The 18660-nt window shown below is 53.5% G+C and carries 4 protein-coding genes; 3 read left to right on the forward strand and 1 reads right to left on the reverse strand.

The genetic code is table 11. The features are described 5' to 3' along the window. Positions 1–286 precede the first annotated feature (286 nt). Positions 287–592: a hypothetical protein gene (locus tag EJP87_RS05775; protein ID WP_130470913.1), complete on the forward strand. Its 306-nt coding sequence runs from the start codon at positions 287–289 to the stop codon at positions 590–592. A 37-nt stretch (positions 593–629) separates the two neighbouring features. Here the strand turns inward: EJP87_RS05775 and EJP87_RS05780 are convergent, their stop codons facing one another. Then, positions 630–1136, reverse strand: a complete 507-nt coding sequence (locus EJP87_RS05780) for a cereblon family protein (protein WP_130470914.1) — start codon at positions 1134–1136, stop codon at positions 630–632. Between the two features lie 402 nt (positions 1137–1538). On the opposite strand from EJP87_RS05780, the gene EJP87_RS05785 reads away from it, so the two are divergent. Next, entirely contained in the window at positions 1539–2060 is a 522-nt protein-coding gene (locus tag EJP87_RS05785; protein WP_130470915.1) for a DUF4347 domain-containing protein, read from the forward strand. Between the two features lie 213 nt (positions 2061–2273). Next, the coding region (locus EJP87_RS05790; RefSeq protein ID WP_193771168.1) for a DUF4347 domain-containing protein at positions 2274–18660 on the forward strand (16387 nt) is incomplete at its 3' end.

Here is an 18660-nt window from a genome sequence, read left to right on the forward strand (position 1 = left end):
GGGCTTTGCCCTGCACCCACCAGGAGGAGATAATCTCCTCCTGGACCTCCATAATAATTTTCTGATTTTCAAATGCGATTGCCATGGAGCAGCAACTGAGCCTGCAGCGCCGCCTCGAGGCGCTACAGTAGATCTATGCGCAAGCTCGGAGCCGAGTGTTGTGGAGTTGTCTGCAGGGGATTGTCATGGAATTTAGAAATTGTGAGCTTCTTTAGGGCATGTTAGGATGCCGAGGGTGCCAAGAGGCAGAATCGCTAAAGCAGAAAAGCAGTCAGGGGATATATCAGTGAAAGGGAGAGAGATGGAAGAGTCATGTCACAATTGTGCCTTTTTTTTTCCCATTGTCCCGGACCCGGAATGGGTAGAGCGGGCATGGGGCGAGTGTCGGGCTTTGCCGCCACGTGCAGAGCAGGGGGTGGTGGGGTGTTGGCCGATCATTGTGGCGAACGATTGGTGTGGCAAGTGGGAGAAGCGCAAGAGGGAGTTGCCGGAGCCGGTCAGTTATGATTGTCGGGAGATCGCCGTGCGCAAAACCAGCAGCAGCGGGAAAAAGACATTTTGTGGATTTCATCAAACCGAGGAGAAAAAATAGCGCTGCGGCCTATTTGAGCAAGCGCTGTTGCAGATGATTACTGGTGGAGGGGTTCTGCACCCTGTTGCAGGCGCGCCAGGATCAGACCAAAAAAATCTTCTCCTGGTGCACCTACAAAGAGCCAACCCAGGTGGATCTGGCAGGCAGAGCAGTGTGCCATTTGCCAGAGAAAACCTGGGAACCAGGAGAATTCGCTGCTGGGGATGCCGGTGACCAGGCAGCCACTGGCCTCTTGAAAGCAACCGATGTGAAAGAGGATGCCTGCCGGATTGAAAAAGGTAAATTCATCCTTGCCATGGATGCTCCATTTGTCGGTCAGGCTGGTGATTTTATGTCGGCAGCGTGCGCAGTAGAGATACTCTTTTTCGGGAGTGGAGGCCCGCTTGGGAGAGTGCAGGGAGTGCTTCTGCCGCTCTGTGGAGGAGTCTGACTGGCGACACTGAATCAATGCGCGCAGCAGAAAGGGGTGACGAAAGTGGTAGCAGAGGGCAAAGGAGTGTGGAGAGATCTGCAGATTGGGAATTGAAACAAGAGTTTTGTACATGATCAAACAGATGAGTGAGGGTTAAGAGCACCCTTATGGCAGCAGCCATCCCCTTGGCCTGAGGTTAATCAAAACCGGAGGTTTGGAGGGTTTCCACAAAAAACAGTCTGTCCAGTGCGATGGTGTTCACGATTGGATCACATTTTTCGCCAAATCGCTACCCCATTTTTATAAATGTGCTTACCCTGTGATTTGCCGCTACTAAAAGAGAGCAGAAACAGCCTTGGCAAGCGGTAACGCATAGAAATCAGTACTCAGGCATAGAAACAAGCACTCCCGCATAGAAATAAGCACTCAGGCATAGAAACAGGCCTCTTGGCTGTGCTGGCAAGAGATGTTTCAATAGTTGACCTATCATTGTTTAGCCACAGATCTGTTTGCAGTACGGAAGGATATGCCAACATGTTAACAGACCATAAACAAGAGGGACGGCTGGATTTGCTGGCCAAAGAGTTGCGTCATCTGTTGGAGAGTTATCGTTCTCTGCCAGCCAAAAGGAGCCTGCCTCAAGAGGCTCTGGAGCAGGAGCTGTATCGCCATGTGATGGTTATTGATGCCCGTATCCGGGATTTTCAAACCATCTGTTTTGCCATTCAGGCGGATGTCTGCCTGATGGTATTGGATGGCGACCACGAAGGGATCCAGGATCTGCTCATCCGTCTGCACCCCTTAAAGCAGTTGCAATCGATCAGTATCATCTCGCCGGGCCAGGCATCGGAGATTCGCATCGGTCAGGATCGTTTGAGTGCCAGCACTCTGCCTCGTTATGCCGCAAGCCTGCGCCAATTGTCCAGCCACTTAACGGTACAGGGTGTCTTGGTGCTTTTTGGCATGCGCGCCGGCGAAGAGCAATTGGAAGCAGAGCTGCTGGTTGGCCTGCGCCAGATCATGGGCTGCCGGATTATGACCAGCGCCGAAAGTTGATGCAGAGCAATATTCTTGAATAGTTGTTAAAATTGCAAGAATTTGCCGGTAACATGGCAGAAACTTTGGTGTAATGGGGGGCCCTTTGTTTGGCGAAGAATTAAGCCTACAATGCTACTGGAAGTGAGGAAGGTGCTTCTCACTCGACACCTCGCGCCCAGACTCAAAAAAGAAGCCTGGGCACGGATAGAATTATTTTTAGGGGCGCAAATCATGTTTGGAAAGTTTCGTTCTGTGGGGCAATGGAATCCTTTTCGTTGCCTGATACACAAAGAAGAGACCCTCTCTTTGCACAAACCAGCTCGGTCTGCACTACCCCTCTATCTCCTGGAGCCGCGCATGATGTTTGATGGTGCGGTGGTAGTGAGCGCAGGGGCAGACGCGGCGTTAAAGTCGATCGAGAGCATGGCCAAAAGCCCGGTTCGGGAGACAGCGGCTCCTGCAGAGATACGCGCCGCCCAACCTGAGCAGAACAATGGCAAAAAAGAGGTGGCCTTTGTCGATAGCTCGATTGCAGATTGGCAAAAAGTGGTGGCGGGGATAGCTGCCGGTGTTGAAATTGAGCTGCTTGATGGACAACAGAGCGGTCTGGCGCAAATCGCCAAATGGGCGGCTACACATAAAGAGTATGATGGCCTGCATCTTGTTTCGCATGGTGCGGAGGCTGCCCTGAAGGTGGGGAGTGACTATCTCACCCAATCTTCCTTAAGCTATTCGACGATACAGAGCGAACTGGCGCAGATCGGTAGCGCTGTGCATGCTGGGGGTGATCTGTTGCTCTACGGCTGCGATATTGGCAAGGGCGCTGCCGGTTCCGCCTTTCTCAACGCTCTGGCGCAGGCGACACAAACAGATGTGGCAGCCTCTGTTGATGCAACAGGGGCCACACTCCAGAGTGGAAACTGGAGCTTGGAGGCGCACAGTGGAACCATCGAAGTATCCTCTCTGGCCATAGCAGATTATCCGCATGCGCTCTCTCTGTTTGAACCTTTTGCCAATCAAACCGATTATCCAGTGGGGCAAACGCCAATTTCCGCCATCGGCAAGGATGTGAATGGTGATGGTAAATTGGATATTTTAGTGTCAAATATTACCTCCCAATCTGTCTCGGTATTGCTTAATAAAGGTGATGGTACTTTTGCCGCCAGTGTTGAATATCCAGTGGCAGGGGGGGCTTTTGTTATAATAAGCGAAGACTTTAATGGTGACAATAAAGCGGATATTCTTACTGGAAATCTTGGTGAAAATCCCATTTCACTCCTGCTCAATAATGGTGATGGCACCTTCACTTCCGCTACCATTAATGCCGCATTTCCGGTATTGGCAACGGCAGACAGTAGTATAGAAGCTATATCTATTGCAGGATCAGTGCGTTGCCTTGATTATAATAAAGATGGAAAACTGGATATCTTGTATTCTTCTGTTGTGAGTGTTGGTGTTTCTGTGTTGTATGGCAATGGTGACGGCACCTTTCAGCCTCAGGTTGACTACCAATTCATAACAGAAGCGTCTGGTTTACCTCCTGTTTTTCTATTTACCAGCGCTGATTTTAACAAAGACAATAAAGAGGATTTTATATTAACGAGCACATTGACTGATATTGTCGCCGTGTTAATGAACAAGGGTGATGGGACTTTTGCTTATGAAATCATTCAACTTGAACAGGGCAGCATGCCGTTTGCTATCAGTTGTGCCGATGTAAATGGTGATGGCTATGCAGATGCAGTTGTTTCAAACGTAATGAAATCTACAGTATCCGTTCTGATCAACAATGGCAGTGGTTCTTTCTTGCCCAGAGTGGATTATGCTACCTTGGCAATGCCCTATCGGATAAGCGTGCTTGACGTGAATGGCGACAACAAGGTTGACCTCATGGTGGGAAATTATGCCGGCTCTATTGGTCCCTATTCGGTTTTACTGAATAATGGTGATGGCACTTTTGCCAATAGAACCGATTTGCTGAGCACAGACTCTTTGTTTTCCAGTAGCGCTGACATGAATGGCGATGGCAAGAGTGATCTGTTGTTTACCAACGTTTCGTCCAATTCGGTGTCAGTAATCCAGAACCAGTTTATCATTCATGCCAATCTTACCTTGTCTGCAAGTGCTGCCAATCCAACCTTTATCAGTGGGGGCTCTCCGGTCTCCCTGTTTACTGCCGCCGATGCGGATACCCAGGATAGTGGCCAGAGATTCACCGGTTTGGAAATTAATGTTACCAATATTTGTGATCAGACGGAATTATTAACAGTTGGCGGCACCGAGATAGCGTTGACTGGTGACAATACTGTTCCGCTGGCCGGTGGTGGCAGTGCCGAGGTAAAACTGTCCCTCAATAGTGCAACCAATGTCGTTTCGGCAGTCGTGACCGTGACCGGTCTCTCCCTCGACAATGCCGCCATGAATGCACTCATCAACGGCATGACCTATACCAACTCCAGCGCATCTCTTACTGAGGTCGATCGCCTTGTTTCCCTGACCCAGATTGCCGATAGTGGCAGCACAGATAATGTGCTGACTGCCAACATTGCATCCACGGTCAAGATCAAGGCCGGAGCCAAAATCAGCGGTGTGGTTGTAGCCAATGGATCGCGCTTTTTCAACACGGCCTATGGTACCGGCGATACCATCAACGTGACAGTTGATTTCAACAAAGAGGTGATCGTTGTCGGTACACCCGTTCTGGCTCTGGATGTGGGCGGCAATGTCAAGAATGCAACTTATGTCAGTGGCAGTGGAGGCAGATCGCTGGTATTTGCTTATGTTGTCCAGGCGGGTGATGTGGATACGTATGGTGTGCGTGTCATTGCCAACGGAATCACCTTGGCCTCTGGTGTGACCATCAAGGATTATGCCGATCCAACGATGAACGCCACCCTGTTCCATGAGTCGGTGCTTTCCTCCACTGCCAAGGTGGATACGCTGGCCCCAACGGCTGGGACACCGGTTATCTCCGATTTTACTCTGCCCAGCGGCAGTAATTTTACCTTTAAGGTGACTTATGCCGATGTGGGTATCGGCCTGAACAGTGCAACCTTTGCTCCAGGCAATGTTACCGTTAAGGGTCCATCGCCGAGTACCACTGCCTTGACGGTCACTTCAGCCGCCAAAAGTGGTAACGTGGTAACCTATACGGTCACTGCTCCCGGAGGCAGTTGGGATGCGTCGGATGCAGGAAGCTATACGATCTCCATCAATGGGGGATCGGTCAAGGACCAGGTAGGCAATGCCGTTGCGGCAGTGCCATCTGCCAAAACTTTTAATGTTCTGGTCAACGCTGCCCCGGTGTTGGATGCCAGCAAAACGCCGGTTTTTGCCTCTGTCCCGCAAAACCAGAGCGCTGCTCCGACAAGTGGCACCAGTGGCGCCACCTTGCTCTCTTCCCTGGTCAGCAAAACCGGCATTGCCAACTTTTCCGATACGACGGCGAGCGATCCGGTGGGCATGGCCATTGTGGCCAGCAACAACAGCAACGGAAGCTGGTACTACAGCAGCAACAACGGCAGCAGTTGGAGTCAGATGGGGGCTCTTTCCGCAAGCAGCTCCTTGCTGCTTTCGGCCAATTCCAGCACCTGGATCTATTATAAAAATAACGGTACCTATGTCGGTACCATCACTGATGCCCTCACCTTTCGCGCCTGGGATGGCAACTCAGGGGTGGCTGGAAATCTGGTCAACACCTCCAGTAACGGCGGGACAACCGCTTTCTCCTCTGCCACCGATACCGTGGCTGTGACCGTCACTCCACCGCCCCCCAGCATCACCTCAGCCACCTATGACAATAATACCGGCGTATTGCTGGTGACAGCAGCCAATATGAGTACTGGTGATACGATTGTTGCAAGCAAACTCTCTTTGTCCGGGGAGGGAGGAACCAGCTATACTCTCACCACAAGCAATGTCACGGCAAGCAACGCGACCACCTTTTCGCTCACATTGAACGCTGCGGATCGTGCGGCAATCAATCCAAATTTTAATAAATCCGGGAGCAGTTCGACCAGTGGTACCGCCTACAACCTGTCTGCAGCCAGTGGCTGGGACGCTTCAGCAACCACGGCTCCTGCCGATGCCACCAACAGTGTGACGGCTACCGTCCCAGTGCCCACAATCAGTTCGGCTACCTATGATGCCGCCACGGGCACTTTGCTGGTGAGTGCCAGCAATCTGCTCAAGTTGAGTGGAGCCAACAATGATATCGCTGTGAACAAGCTCTCTGTGTTGGCTGAGGGGGTAACCTATACCCTGAGCTCGGCCAATGTGGAAATCAGCAGCAGCAGCGCTTTTACCGTCACCCTGAATGCCACCGACAAGGCCGCGCTCAATCAGATTGTCAACAAAAATGGCAGCGCATCTGTCAATGCGGTGGCCTATAATCTGGCCGCTGCCGAAGATTGGGCCAATGGTGCAGCAGCAGCGGTTACGGTCGCTGATTTGACTGCCAATGCCGTGACCGTGAGCAATGTTGCCGTTCCCACTATCCTCTCCGCCACCTATGATGCCAGCAGCGGCATACTGGCCGTGACGGGAAGCGGCTTGTTGCAGAAAAGTGGGGCGGCCAACGATATTGATGTCAGCAAGCTTTCGCTGTTTGGCGAGGGGATCTCTTACACCCTGACCTCCGGCAGTGTGGAGATCAGTTCGGCAAGCAGCTTTTCCGTGACCTTGAATGCCACCGACAAAGCCCAGGTCAATACCTTCATCAACCGCGATGGCAGCGCCTCCACCGATACAGTGGCCTACAATCTGGCGGCAGCCGAAGATTGGGCGCGCGGAGCCGATAGTGCGGTGGTAGTTGTGGACAGCACAGGCAATGGTGTCACCGCCAGCAATGTGGCCATACCCAGCATCACCTCTGCCACCTATGATGCTTCTACCGGTAGCCTGGTGGTGACAGGGAGTGCTCTGTCGAGAAAGGCTGGCAGCAACAATGATATTGATGCAACCCAGTTCAGTATCACCGGGGAGGGGGGAGAGATCTATACCCTGACCGATACTGCAAGTGTCGAGATCACGTCGGGAAGCAGCTTTACCCTGCTTTTGAGTGCCACCGATAAAGCGGCAGTCAACATGATCATCAACAAGAATGGGAGCAGCTCCACCGGGGGCGGCATCTATAATCTGGCGGCTGCCGAAGATTGGAACAGAGGCGCCGTGGCCTCCGTGACCATTGCCGATCTGACCGCCAACGCTCTGACTGCCTCCAATGTGGCGATACCCACCATCACCTCGGCCACCTATGACAGAAGCACCGGTATATTGCTGGTAACCGGGACAGGCTTTTTTAAGCTGAACGGAACAGACAATGACATTGTGGTGAGCAAACTGGAGCTCAGAGGGGGGAACGATACGACCAGAGTCTTGTCCTACAGCAGCAATGTGGAGATTCTTTCGGCGACCAGTTTTATGGTGACGTTGCACAGCACCGACATGCAAGCCGTCAACTCCCTGCTTAACAAGGCAGGCACCTCTTCTGCTATTGGGATCACCTATAATGTGGCGGCGAGGGAAGATTGGGCGGCTGGTGCCAGCGCCACTGACGCCGATTTGAGCAATAACGGGATCACTGTTTCCATGGGTCCAGTCATTACCAGTGCCAATTATGATGCCGCAAGTGGCACCCTGGTGGTCACCGGTACCAGTTTTCTGGCCAAGGATGGGGCCTTGAATGATATTGATGCCCGCAAGTTGACCATCGGTGTGTCACCCATGGGCGGCAGCTTTACGCTGACCAGCAACACTCCCAATGTGGAGATCTCTTCTGCGACATCTTTTACCGTGTTGCTGGGGACGACAGACCGCGCTGCGGTCAATCAACTGCTCAATACCAATGGTTTATCCTCTGCCAGCGGCACTTATAACCTGGCTGCTGCAAATGGCTGGAATACGCGCGTAGTCGGCAACGCCGATTTGACCGGTAACCCAATCAACGCTACAGTGGCACCCAACATTTCCCCAACCTTTACCTCCTCAGACAACACCCTGACTCTCTCTGCCAACAGCAATCTGAACTCTCTTAACACCCTGCTTGCGGTCAATGATGCCAATATCAATCAGGTGCTAACCTGGTCGCAATTTCTCGCTCCCAGCCATGGGCGGTTGAATCTGCAAGAAGGAGCGCTCACCACAACCTCCGGCAGTACTGCCTTGATTCCTGCTGCTGGTATCAGCTACACCCCCAACGCCGGTTATGCAGGAACCGACAGTTTTACCGTCTATGTCAGTGATGGTTCGGCGACCATCAACAAAACCATCACGGTGACGGTCACCCCGGTTGCTCCCTCCCTGCCCACTCTGGATGCAGAAACTGATTCTGGTGTCGTGGGGGATAACAAAAGCAAAGCCAATATACTCAAGTTTAGCGGCAGCGGTGCCGCCTATGGGGCGGGAAGTGCGGATGGGAGTGATGTCATTGTTTTTCTGGATATGAACAATAACGGCACCTTTGAAGCAGGAACCGACAGATCGGGTACCGTCGCTGCCAACAGTACCGGCAGTTGGAGTGGGGCTGCTGTGGATGTGACTGGTTTGGCTGATGGCGATTATAAGTTCTATGCTTTTGACCGCGCTTTGATTGGGGCGGTTGTTGGTCCTGTCAGCGCCTATCGCACCATCACTATTGATCGCACAGCACCTTTATTGCTTACTGTCACTCCCGTCAATAACGCGACCGCCATCTCCCCGACCACCTCCACCCTGACTGTGGGCTTTAACGAAACGATGCAGAAGGGGACGGGCAATTTTATCTTGCGCGATGTGACTGCCAACAGCGATGTGGCCACGATTGCTGCCACCTCCAGCAACATCAGCGGTTGGGGAAGCAACAGTGTGACCATCAGCCATGGGGCGACGCTGGTGGGTGCCCATACCTATAGTTTGCGCATCGAGCCTACTGCCATACAGGATAATGCTGGCAACAGTTTTGCCGGAATCAACAATGACTTGCTTGCCTCTTTTACCACGAGCAATACCATTCCGACTTTTAGCGGTGGGGCAACAGCATTCAGTGTCAACCAGAATGGAGCAGCCTTTGATCTGACCAGCAACCTGCATATCAGCGATGTGGACACTCTGCAAACCCTGACCTTGAGTCAAGCCGTGGCTCCCTCTCAGGGGGGCACTTTGGTTTTTAGCAACGCCACTCTGGTCTCAGGAGGCAGCGATCTGGCTCCCGCTGCTGGCTCTGTTACCTATCGGCCCAATGCCGGTTTTTATGGTACAGAAACCTTTTCGGTTGGGGTCAGCGATGGCAGCAACAGTTCCAGCAGAAGTTTTACGGTCACCGTCAATGGTGCCGCTACTCTGAGCGCCAGCAACACACATGGCAGTTATAGTGAACAGGATAGCCCAACCCTAATCGATTCCGCCATTGTGCTGACTACCCCCAACAGCAACAGTTATGATTGCTGGAACGGTGCTACCCTCAAGGTTCAGGTCAGCAACAATGCCTTTTCTGCCGACAGCTTGTCCCTGCCGAGCAGCAATACGGGAGCGGTGTGGAACGATGGTGGTACCATCCGTTTTGATACTACCGCCATCGCCACCATGGTGAGTGCCCCCTATGTTGCGGCCAACAACGGTGCAAGTTTAACCTTCACTTTTAACAGCGATGCCACAACGGCCATGGTGCAGAGCTTGGCCCGTTCTCTGCTTTTTGCCGACACTGCGACCGATCCGACAGCAGGTGCCCGCACCATCACCTTCACTGTGACCGAGGCCGGTATTCCGGTGACAGCCAGCCGGATCATTGATTTCAACGTAAAAAATGATGCCCCTGTGCTCACGGTCACAGCCGTCAGCAATCCCTCCTATAGCGAGCGGTCGAGCAATGCTGCCAGCCTCTTCTCTGCTGCCTCAGTGGAGAGTATCGAAGTAGGCCAAAAGATTCGCGAGTTGGAGTTGACGGTCGGCACGTTGGCCGATGCTGCCAATGAGATCTTGCTGGTGGATGGGAGCTCCCTGGCCTTAAGCAATGGCAATGGCATCACCACCAGCAATGGTTTTAGCGCCAGTGTGACGGTGGCCAATGGGCTGGCAACAGTGCTGATCAGCAAAGGGGGTGATATTGCCCTGGCCGATGCGCAAACCCTGATTACCGGTCTGGGCTACAAAAATCTCAGTGTTGATCCCCATACGGCAGGTGGGCGTACCGTTACCATCACCCGCATCCAGGATACTGGGGGAACCATAGTGGGTAGTGATACCGCCCTGGTGAGCCTGCCTTCAGCAACCATTGCCATTATTCCGGTCAATAACGCACCGACTCTGACCACCACCGTTGCCACACCCACCTATTATGAGGCGGGGGCGGCAGTCACTCTGTTCAGTGCTGCCACGCTCAATACTGTGGAGGCCGGGCAACAGTTGCAACAGCTTACCCTGACGGTGAGCGGGTTGGTCAATGGCGCCAACGAAATTCTGCTAGTCGATGGCAGCAATGTGCTCCTGAGCAATGGCAACTCTGGAACCACGAGTGGTGGCAAAGCTATCGGCTATAGTGTGGCTGTCAGCAACTCTACCGCTACCGTCACTCTGAGCAAAGCCGATTCATTGAGCAACTGGCAATCTGTCATCAACACTCTGGCCTATAAAAACAGTGCCACAGGCTTGAGTACAGGCAGTACGCGCAGTGTGACTCTGACCTCGCTTCAGGATGCGGGCGGCGTGAGCAATGGGGGAAGCGATACCAGCACGCTCTCCCAGAGCGCCACCGTCACCTTGGCGACCATCAACCATGCCCCCACCTTGACCACAACCAGTAGCAATCCTTCCTTCACAGAAAAGGGCAGTGCGGTTGCACCGTTCACCGGGACGGCAATAGGTTTGGGATCGATTGATAGCGAGCAAAAAATTGTGCAAATCGTGTTGACGGTGAGCAATGTCAGTGATGGCAGCAGTGAACAGTTAACCGTGGATGGCAGTGTCGTGGCTTTGACCCACAACAACAGTGTGAGCACTGCCAGCGGCTCCTATACAGCCTCTGTGAAGTTGAACAGCACCACCGCCACGATCACCATCAGCAAATTGGGAGATTTTACGACCGCTGCCGCGCAGACACTGCTGGATGGGTTGCGTTACCAGAACAGCAGCAGCAATCCGACAGCCGGCAATCGCCTGCTCACCCTGACCACTCTCAAGGATAGTGGGGGTACTGCCAACAATGGCACAGATACCGCGACCTTGAACAATGTTTCGACCATCACGGTGTTGGCGGTCAACGATGCCCCGACGCTGACTGCTCTGGCTGCCACGCCGACCTATATCGAAAATGGGGCGGCGGTCACCCTGTTCAGCAATGCTGCACTGCAGACAGGCGAGGCAGGGCAATTGATACGACAAGCGGTGGTCACGGTCAGTGGATTGCAGAATGGGGCCAATGAACTGCTCCTTGTGGATGGTTCCCAGATTGCCTTGAGCCATGGTACCTCTGGGACCACCAGTGGCGGCAACGGAATTGGCTATACGGTCTCTGTCAGCAACAACACCGCCACCATTACCTTGAGCAAAGAAGAGAGCACGAGCAACTGGCAAAGCTTCATGAATGGTTTGAGCTATAAAAATAGCGCAACCGGGTTGCTGGCTGCTGCCACGCGCACGGTTACCTTGAGCAGTGTGCAGGATTCTGGTGGTGTCAGCAACGGAGGAGTGGATAGCAGCACGCCCAACATAGCCGCTACCGTTACTCTGGCTACCATCAACCATGCCCCGACTGTGACGAGCAGCAGTGCCAATCCCACCTTTACTGAAAAGGGCAGTGCCGTCACCTTGTTCAGTGCCAGCGCAATCTCTTTGGGCTCGATTGACAGTGGACAGATGTTGACCCAACTGCTGCTTACTGTCAGCAATATCCAGGATGGCAGCAACGAACAGTTAACGATTGATGGCAGCAGTGTCGCTTTGAGCAACAATACACTGGTCACCACCAGCGGCAACAGTTTTGTCGCTGCAGTAAGCCGTTCCGGCACGACCGCCACCATCACTGTGACCAGGAGTGGCCATTTTACGGCCCAACAGGCGCAAAATCTCCTTGATGGTATCAGTTATCAAAACAATAGCGTTGACCCGAGCGCTGGCAATCGTGTTGTTACCCTGAGTTCGTTGCAGGATAATGGGGGAACTGCCGATGGCGGCAGTGATAGCGCTACCCTGAATCTTGCCTCCACGGTGACGCTGATTGCGGTCAATGATGCCCCCACCTTGAGCGTCAATGCCAGCAATCCCACCTTTGTGGAGAGCCAGTCGGACAGCGCCCTGCTGTTCAGTGATGCTGCCATCAGTGCTGTGGAAGCGGGACAAAATATTCAGCAGATGATTTTGACAGTCAGTGGTCTGCTGCATGGTGTCAACGAAATCCTGGTCGTGGATGGCAGTGAGGTTATTTTAAGCAATGGTGTGACCGGCACCTCCGTCGGTGGCAACGCCATTGCTTACAGTGTCTCTGTCACGCAAGGCACAGCCACGGTGACTTTGAGCAAAAGCGCTTCGGCAGAGCAGTGGCAAAACTATGTCAACACTTTGGGTTATAAAAACAACTCCACTGGATTAACTGCTGATTCCCGCACCATTACCTTAACCTCAATTCAGGACAGTGGCGGCGGCAGCACGGCGAGCAACAGCGTCAACAGCAGCTCTGTGCTGACTCTGGCCAGCAACAATAATCCACCCACTCTTTCGACTGTCGCAGAGGTGGCCGCCACCTTTACCGAGAAGGGAGCTGCCGCTCTTCTGTTCAGTTCCACCACCATTGATGTCGGTGCAGGAGTTTTCGATGTGGGGCAGTATATCAGCAATATAGTGCTCACCGTCTCCAACCTCAGCGATGGCAACGATGAAATCTTGCTGGTGGATGGAGATGCGCTCGCCTTGAGTCACAACAACTCTGTCACCACCACGAGCAATGGCTATCTGGCGACTGTACAGCTCAGCGGTGCAACAGCCACTGTCATCATCAGTAAGGCAGGCAATTTTACGGAGAGCCAAGCACAAATTTTGGTCGATAACCTGGCCTACAAAAATACAAGCCCTGACCCGCATTTGACGAGCAGCCGGGTTGTTACCTTGACCTCCCTGAAAGACAGCGGTGGTGGGAATGACAGCACCGCTTTGCAGGAGGCGGCCACAGTCAGCATCATTCCGGTCAACGATGCCCCCACATTGCAGGCGACGGCTGCTTCACCCACCTATTATGAGGGCGATGTGGCGGTGGCTCCGTTCAGTGGGGTCACTGTCAGTCCCGTTGAAACAGGACAACAGATCACCGGGATCTCGCTCAGCGTCAGTGCTTTGGCGCATGGAGGCAATGAAATCCTGGTGCTGGACGGAACGGAAATCAGCTTGACGGATGGTACAAGCGGAACATCAACCGGCGCCTATGGCATTGCGTACACGGTTTCAGTGAGTGGAACCACCGCCACCGTCATACTGAGCAAAACCGATACTGCCGCCCATTGGCAGAGCATTCTTACCTCTCTGTCTTATAAAAACAGCAGCAGCAATCTGCTTGCCGCCACCCGTGGCCTGACCTTGACCTGGATTGGTGATGATGGGGGGGTGGCGGGTGGTGGTGACGATGATAGCATCTTGACTGCCTCCTCGACGATAACGCTGGCCACCTATAATCATGCGCCAACCTTGTCTGCCAATGCGCTCAATCCCACCTTTAGCGAGGAGGGTAGTGCCGTACAGTTGTTCAGCAACACCAGCATCAGCCAGGGTTCCATTGATAGCGGTCAGAAAATGGTGCAATTGCAGTTGACGGTGACGCAACTGAGCGATGGTGGCGATGAGATCTTGCTCGTTGATGGCAGCACTCTCGCTCTGACTGATAACAACACCATCACCACGGCCAACAATGCTTTTACAGCCGTGGTGACAGTCACCGGCTCGACAGCGACAGTCACCATCAGCAAGGCAGGCAATTTTACGGAGGCCCAGGCACAAACGCTGGTGGATGCTCTCTCCTACAAGAATCTCAGCAATGATCCGCATGCCGCCACCAATCGCACAGTCACCCTGACAGGTTTGCGCGATAGCGGGGGAACCCTGCACAACGGTAGTGACAGCGTGATCTTGAACAATGCCTCGACCATCACTCTGCTCGCAGTCAACGATCCGCCTACCGTGACGGCAACCACTGCCACCCCTCGTTTTATCGAAGCGAGCAGCGCAGGTGTCTCTCTGTTCAGCAATGCCGCCATCAACACGGTGGAAGCGGGACAACAACTGCAGCAGGTGGTATTGACCGTGAGCAATCTGGGGAATGGCAGCGATGAACTGTTGTTGCTCGATAGCACTGCCATCGTTCTGAGCAACGGGGTGACCGGAACCAGCAGTGGTGGCAACGCCATCGCCTTTGCGGTCAGTGTCACCGGTGCAACCGCGACGGTCACCTTGAGCAAAAGTGATACCGTTGCCCATTGGCAGGAGTACATCAACTCTCTGGCCTATAAAAACAGCTTTTCCGGTGGCAACCTGCACACTGGCAGCCGTACCGTCACTCTGACTGCGCTTAGCGATAGCGGTGGGGGAACCGATACGAGCAGCGGACTGCAGTTGGCATCGACAGTAACTGTGGATGCGATCAACCATGCGCCGACCCTTACCAGCACAGCAACAACCGTCGAGTTTTTGGAAAAAGGGAGTCCTGTGGCTCCATTCAGTGCGACAGCAGTTGATTTGGGTGGTGCCACCGATGCCAATCAAGCCATCAGTCAGATTGTGTTGGCTCTCTCCAACACCCATGATGGTGACAACCTGATTATTGATGATAAAACCATAGTTCTGTTCAATGGTTTGGCATATGCCACCCGCAATGGATATTTTGTTTCGGTCTCAATCGGCAGTGACGATGTATCGCTTATAACGATCACCAAGAGTGGCAATTTTAGTGCTGCTGCCGCGCAAACGCTGGTCAATGGCATACAATACATGGATGTCGGGGGCAATTTGGACACAGCAGACCGGCAACTTGCCGTGGCCTTGATCAAGGATAGCGGTGGCACCAGCAATGGCGGGAGCAATCAGAGCACGCCGACAGCGGCTACCGCCACGATCCATGTCTATGCGGTCAATGATGCCCCTGCTTTTACGGCTCTCAATAGCACATCAACCTATATTGAGGCCGCAACCAATGCGGTTTCTCTCTTTGCCAACAGCTCCATCAGCCCGGTGGAGTGGGATCAAAGGATCATCCAGGCTGTCGTGACCGTGAGCGATCTGGTCAGTGGCAGTGAGGAGATGTTGCTGATTGATGGATCCCTGGTGCCATTAATCCCTACCTCCTCTCTACAGAGCACCAGTGGACATGCCATCGGTTATAGTGTGGCGGTGAACGGTTCGACGGCGACCGTGACTTTGAGCAAAGGGGACAGTACCAGTAACTGGCAAGAGTATGTCAATGCAATCGGTTATAAAAACAGCATTGTCGGACCAATAACAGGCAGCACCCGCACCATCTCTGTGGCGATTACCGACAACGGCGGAGTCGCGCATGGGGGTGTTGACACCAGCACGCTTGGCACCCCCACGGTGGTCACTTTGGCTGCCATCAACCATGCCCCAACCCTGAACGCAACCTCCCTGTCTCCCACCTTCACCGAGAAAGCTTCGGCACAAACTCTATTCAGCAACAGCAGCATTGACCTGGGTATCCGTGAGAGCACGCAGCGTATCGCCCTCATCGAGTTGACTGTCAGTAATGTCAGTGATGGCAGCAATGAGCTGCTGCATATCGATGGCAGCGCGGTGCAACTGGTGGATGGCAACGCTTTGGCAACCGCCAATGGCTTTGTCGCGGTCCATTCTGTCGGCAACACCGCTACCGTGACCATCACCAAGAGTGGTGATTTCAGCCAGACGGAGGCCGAAGAGCTGCTCAATGGCTTAAGTTACCAAAACGATGATGTTGATCCTGAAAGCAATTTGCAGCGGGAAATCACTCTGACCTACCTGCAAGACAGTGGGGGTGTTGCCAATGGAGGGAGTGATGCAACAGAGCTCCATATCGTCTCGACTGTTACCTTGTCTGCGGTCAACGATGCCCCGATTATTGCGGTGCCCTCCAGTCGTCTTTATCAGGATAACGCACTCCACGCCATCTCTGGAGTTGTTGTAAGCGATGTGGATGCCGGTTCCGGCATCATGACGGCAAGCCTGACAGTAAACAACGGTATTGTGCACCTGGATGTCAGCGATGTCATCATGAGTGCGGGCGCCAATGATTCAGCCATGCTCAGCATTAGCGGTTCGCTCAGTCAAATCAATGCGGCTTTGGCAACGCTGGCCTATGCAACTACTCGCAGCAGTACAGGCAGCGACATTCTGCAGTTGACTGTGGAAGATGGTGGCAATACAGGGAGTGGCGGAGTCCAGAGCGACACCCAGACAATCGCTATTTCCTTGACCGGCAACGACACCCCGACGGTGGCTGTTCCGGCAGGGTTGACCATCGCAGACAAACTCCCCATTGCCATCTCTGGTCTCGCAGTGGCAGACAGCACCCATGCAGAAACGTTTTCGCTGACCCTGTCCACCGACAATGGGGGAGTCCTGCATGTGGATGCAAGCAATGTCACCATCAGCAGTGGCAATAATGACTCCACTGCTTTGACCCTCACAGGTTCCCTGTCTGCAATCAATGCGGCATTGGCCACTGTGGAGTATAGTGCAACCTCAGACAGCGCCAGTCAGGAGAGTATCACCCTGTTGGTCAGCGACGGGTATAGCGAAGGCATTGGTGGTGCCAAGTCCAGCAGCAACAGCCTCACATTCAGTCTGACGGCAAATGATACACCACAGGTCAATGTGGCCGCAGTCAATGCCTTGCCGATAATGGATACCCTGTTTCACCCCATCCCAGGGATAACCATCAGCGACACCTTGAGTGGGGAGAGTGTGACGGCCACGGTGAGTGTGCTGCAAGGTATTGTGCATGCTACAGCGCAAGGGAACGCCATCCTGCTCAACAATGACTCTTCGGTACTCACTCTTTCTGGCACTGTGACTGATGTCAATAGCACTTTGGCCAGCCTTGAGTATGCGAGCACAGCCAGTGCCAGTGGGCTGGAAACGGTAACCCTATCGCTCAACGATAACGGCACCTATCGCTTTGGTGGTGCCAAAAGCAGCAGCAACAGCTTTTCTTTCGATTTGGTGGAGAATGGTCAACCGGCGTGGAGCCTTCCCGACACGTCGCGTTTTTCCGATACCCTCTGGCACCGTATGTCCGGTATATCGGTCAGCGATAGTGATGCACAGGTGTTAACGATCACCCTTTCTGATCTGCATGGCGCCTTGCGGGTGACGGCCAGCGCGGGTGCAACGATCGATAGTGGCAATGGGAGCAACTCGGTGCAGTTTCATGGCAGCCTCTCTGCTATCAATGCCACTCTGGCCACTCTCGACTATCAAACTGAAGTGTCGGCAACCGGCACCGAGACCATCCATCTCTTGGTTGATGATGGCAATGACACCGCCATTGGTGGTAGCAAATCCAACTCTGCGCATTTTCAGGTGGAGATGGTTGGCAACGACAGTCCGGTTGTTCTTGCGCCTCAGGATACTGTGATTGTGGGGGATAACAGGCAATATAGTGTCAGCGGTTTTGCCTTTACCGATGAGTTTAGCGCTGAACTGCTGGAGGCAACCCTTGTTGCTGAACAGGGAGTGCTGCATCTGACGGCCAGTGGTTCCGCAGTTGTGACCGATAATGATAGCACCGAGGTGAGAGTACGTGGGAGCAAAGAGGATCTCAATCACACTTTGGCTCTGTTTGGCTACACACCCCTGGGCGTGATCCAGAAAGATACCATTATCGTTGCGGTGAACGACAACAACAGCATTGCCGTAGGGGGTGCCAAGAGCTCTGCGGCGCAATTGAGTGTGGCTCCCATAGCCAACGATACACCGTTGTTGAAGTTGCCGCTCAATCAAACTTTTGTCTACAGCAAACCTGATCAGTTGAATCCGATTCTTGATGCTGATTTTTCCGATACCTACAGCAACGCAGTGATCACGGCGACCTTGTCTGTGGAGCATGGAATCATCAGCATTCACCCCAACGCCCAACTGGAGATTATCGGCAATGCGAGTGAATTGGTCACTTTTTCTGGCGCTGTGCAGGAGATCAAGGCGGCATTACGCGATTTTTATTATGTGACCAATCTGCAAACCTCCGGTATCGACAGGGTCTCTGTCACCATCAATGATAACAACAGCAATGGTCTGGGTGGGGCAAAGGTGGCGAGCAACACAATTCTGGTCAATGTGCTCTTTTTGCCGCCAAAGATTCCGGCAGCACCCGCTGCCCCGCCGCCATCTGAGCCACCGCCGCCGGCCCCGCCGCCGCCAGCTCCGGTGTTGACTTTTGCCGGACAAGCAGGGTTGCCCTCCATGGGCGATTCTCATGTGGCGCCAATGGTGACCATGAATGGTCCAGGAGCCTTGTCGACTATTCCGGCGGAGAGCAGACCCAATCCTGTGCAACCCAAGGAGGTGAGCAACAACCAGGCAGTTTCACAGCTCAACTTGCCAGCTTTGCTTCCTGCAACCCAGCAGGCGCCACAACTAGCCCCTGCAGGGAATGCTGTACCCGCAAGAACGGTAG

The organism is Candidatus Magnetaquicoccus inordinatus, from assembly GCF_004217665.1.
GTDB lineage: Bacteria > Pseudomonadota > Magnetococcia > Magnetococcales > Magnetaquicoccaceae > Magnetaquicoccus > Magnetaquicoccus inordinatus.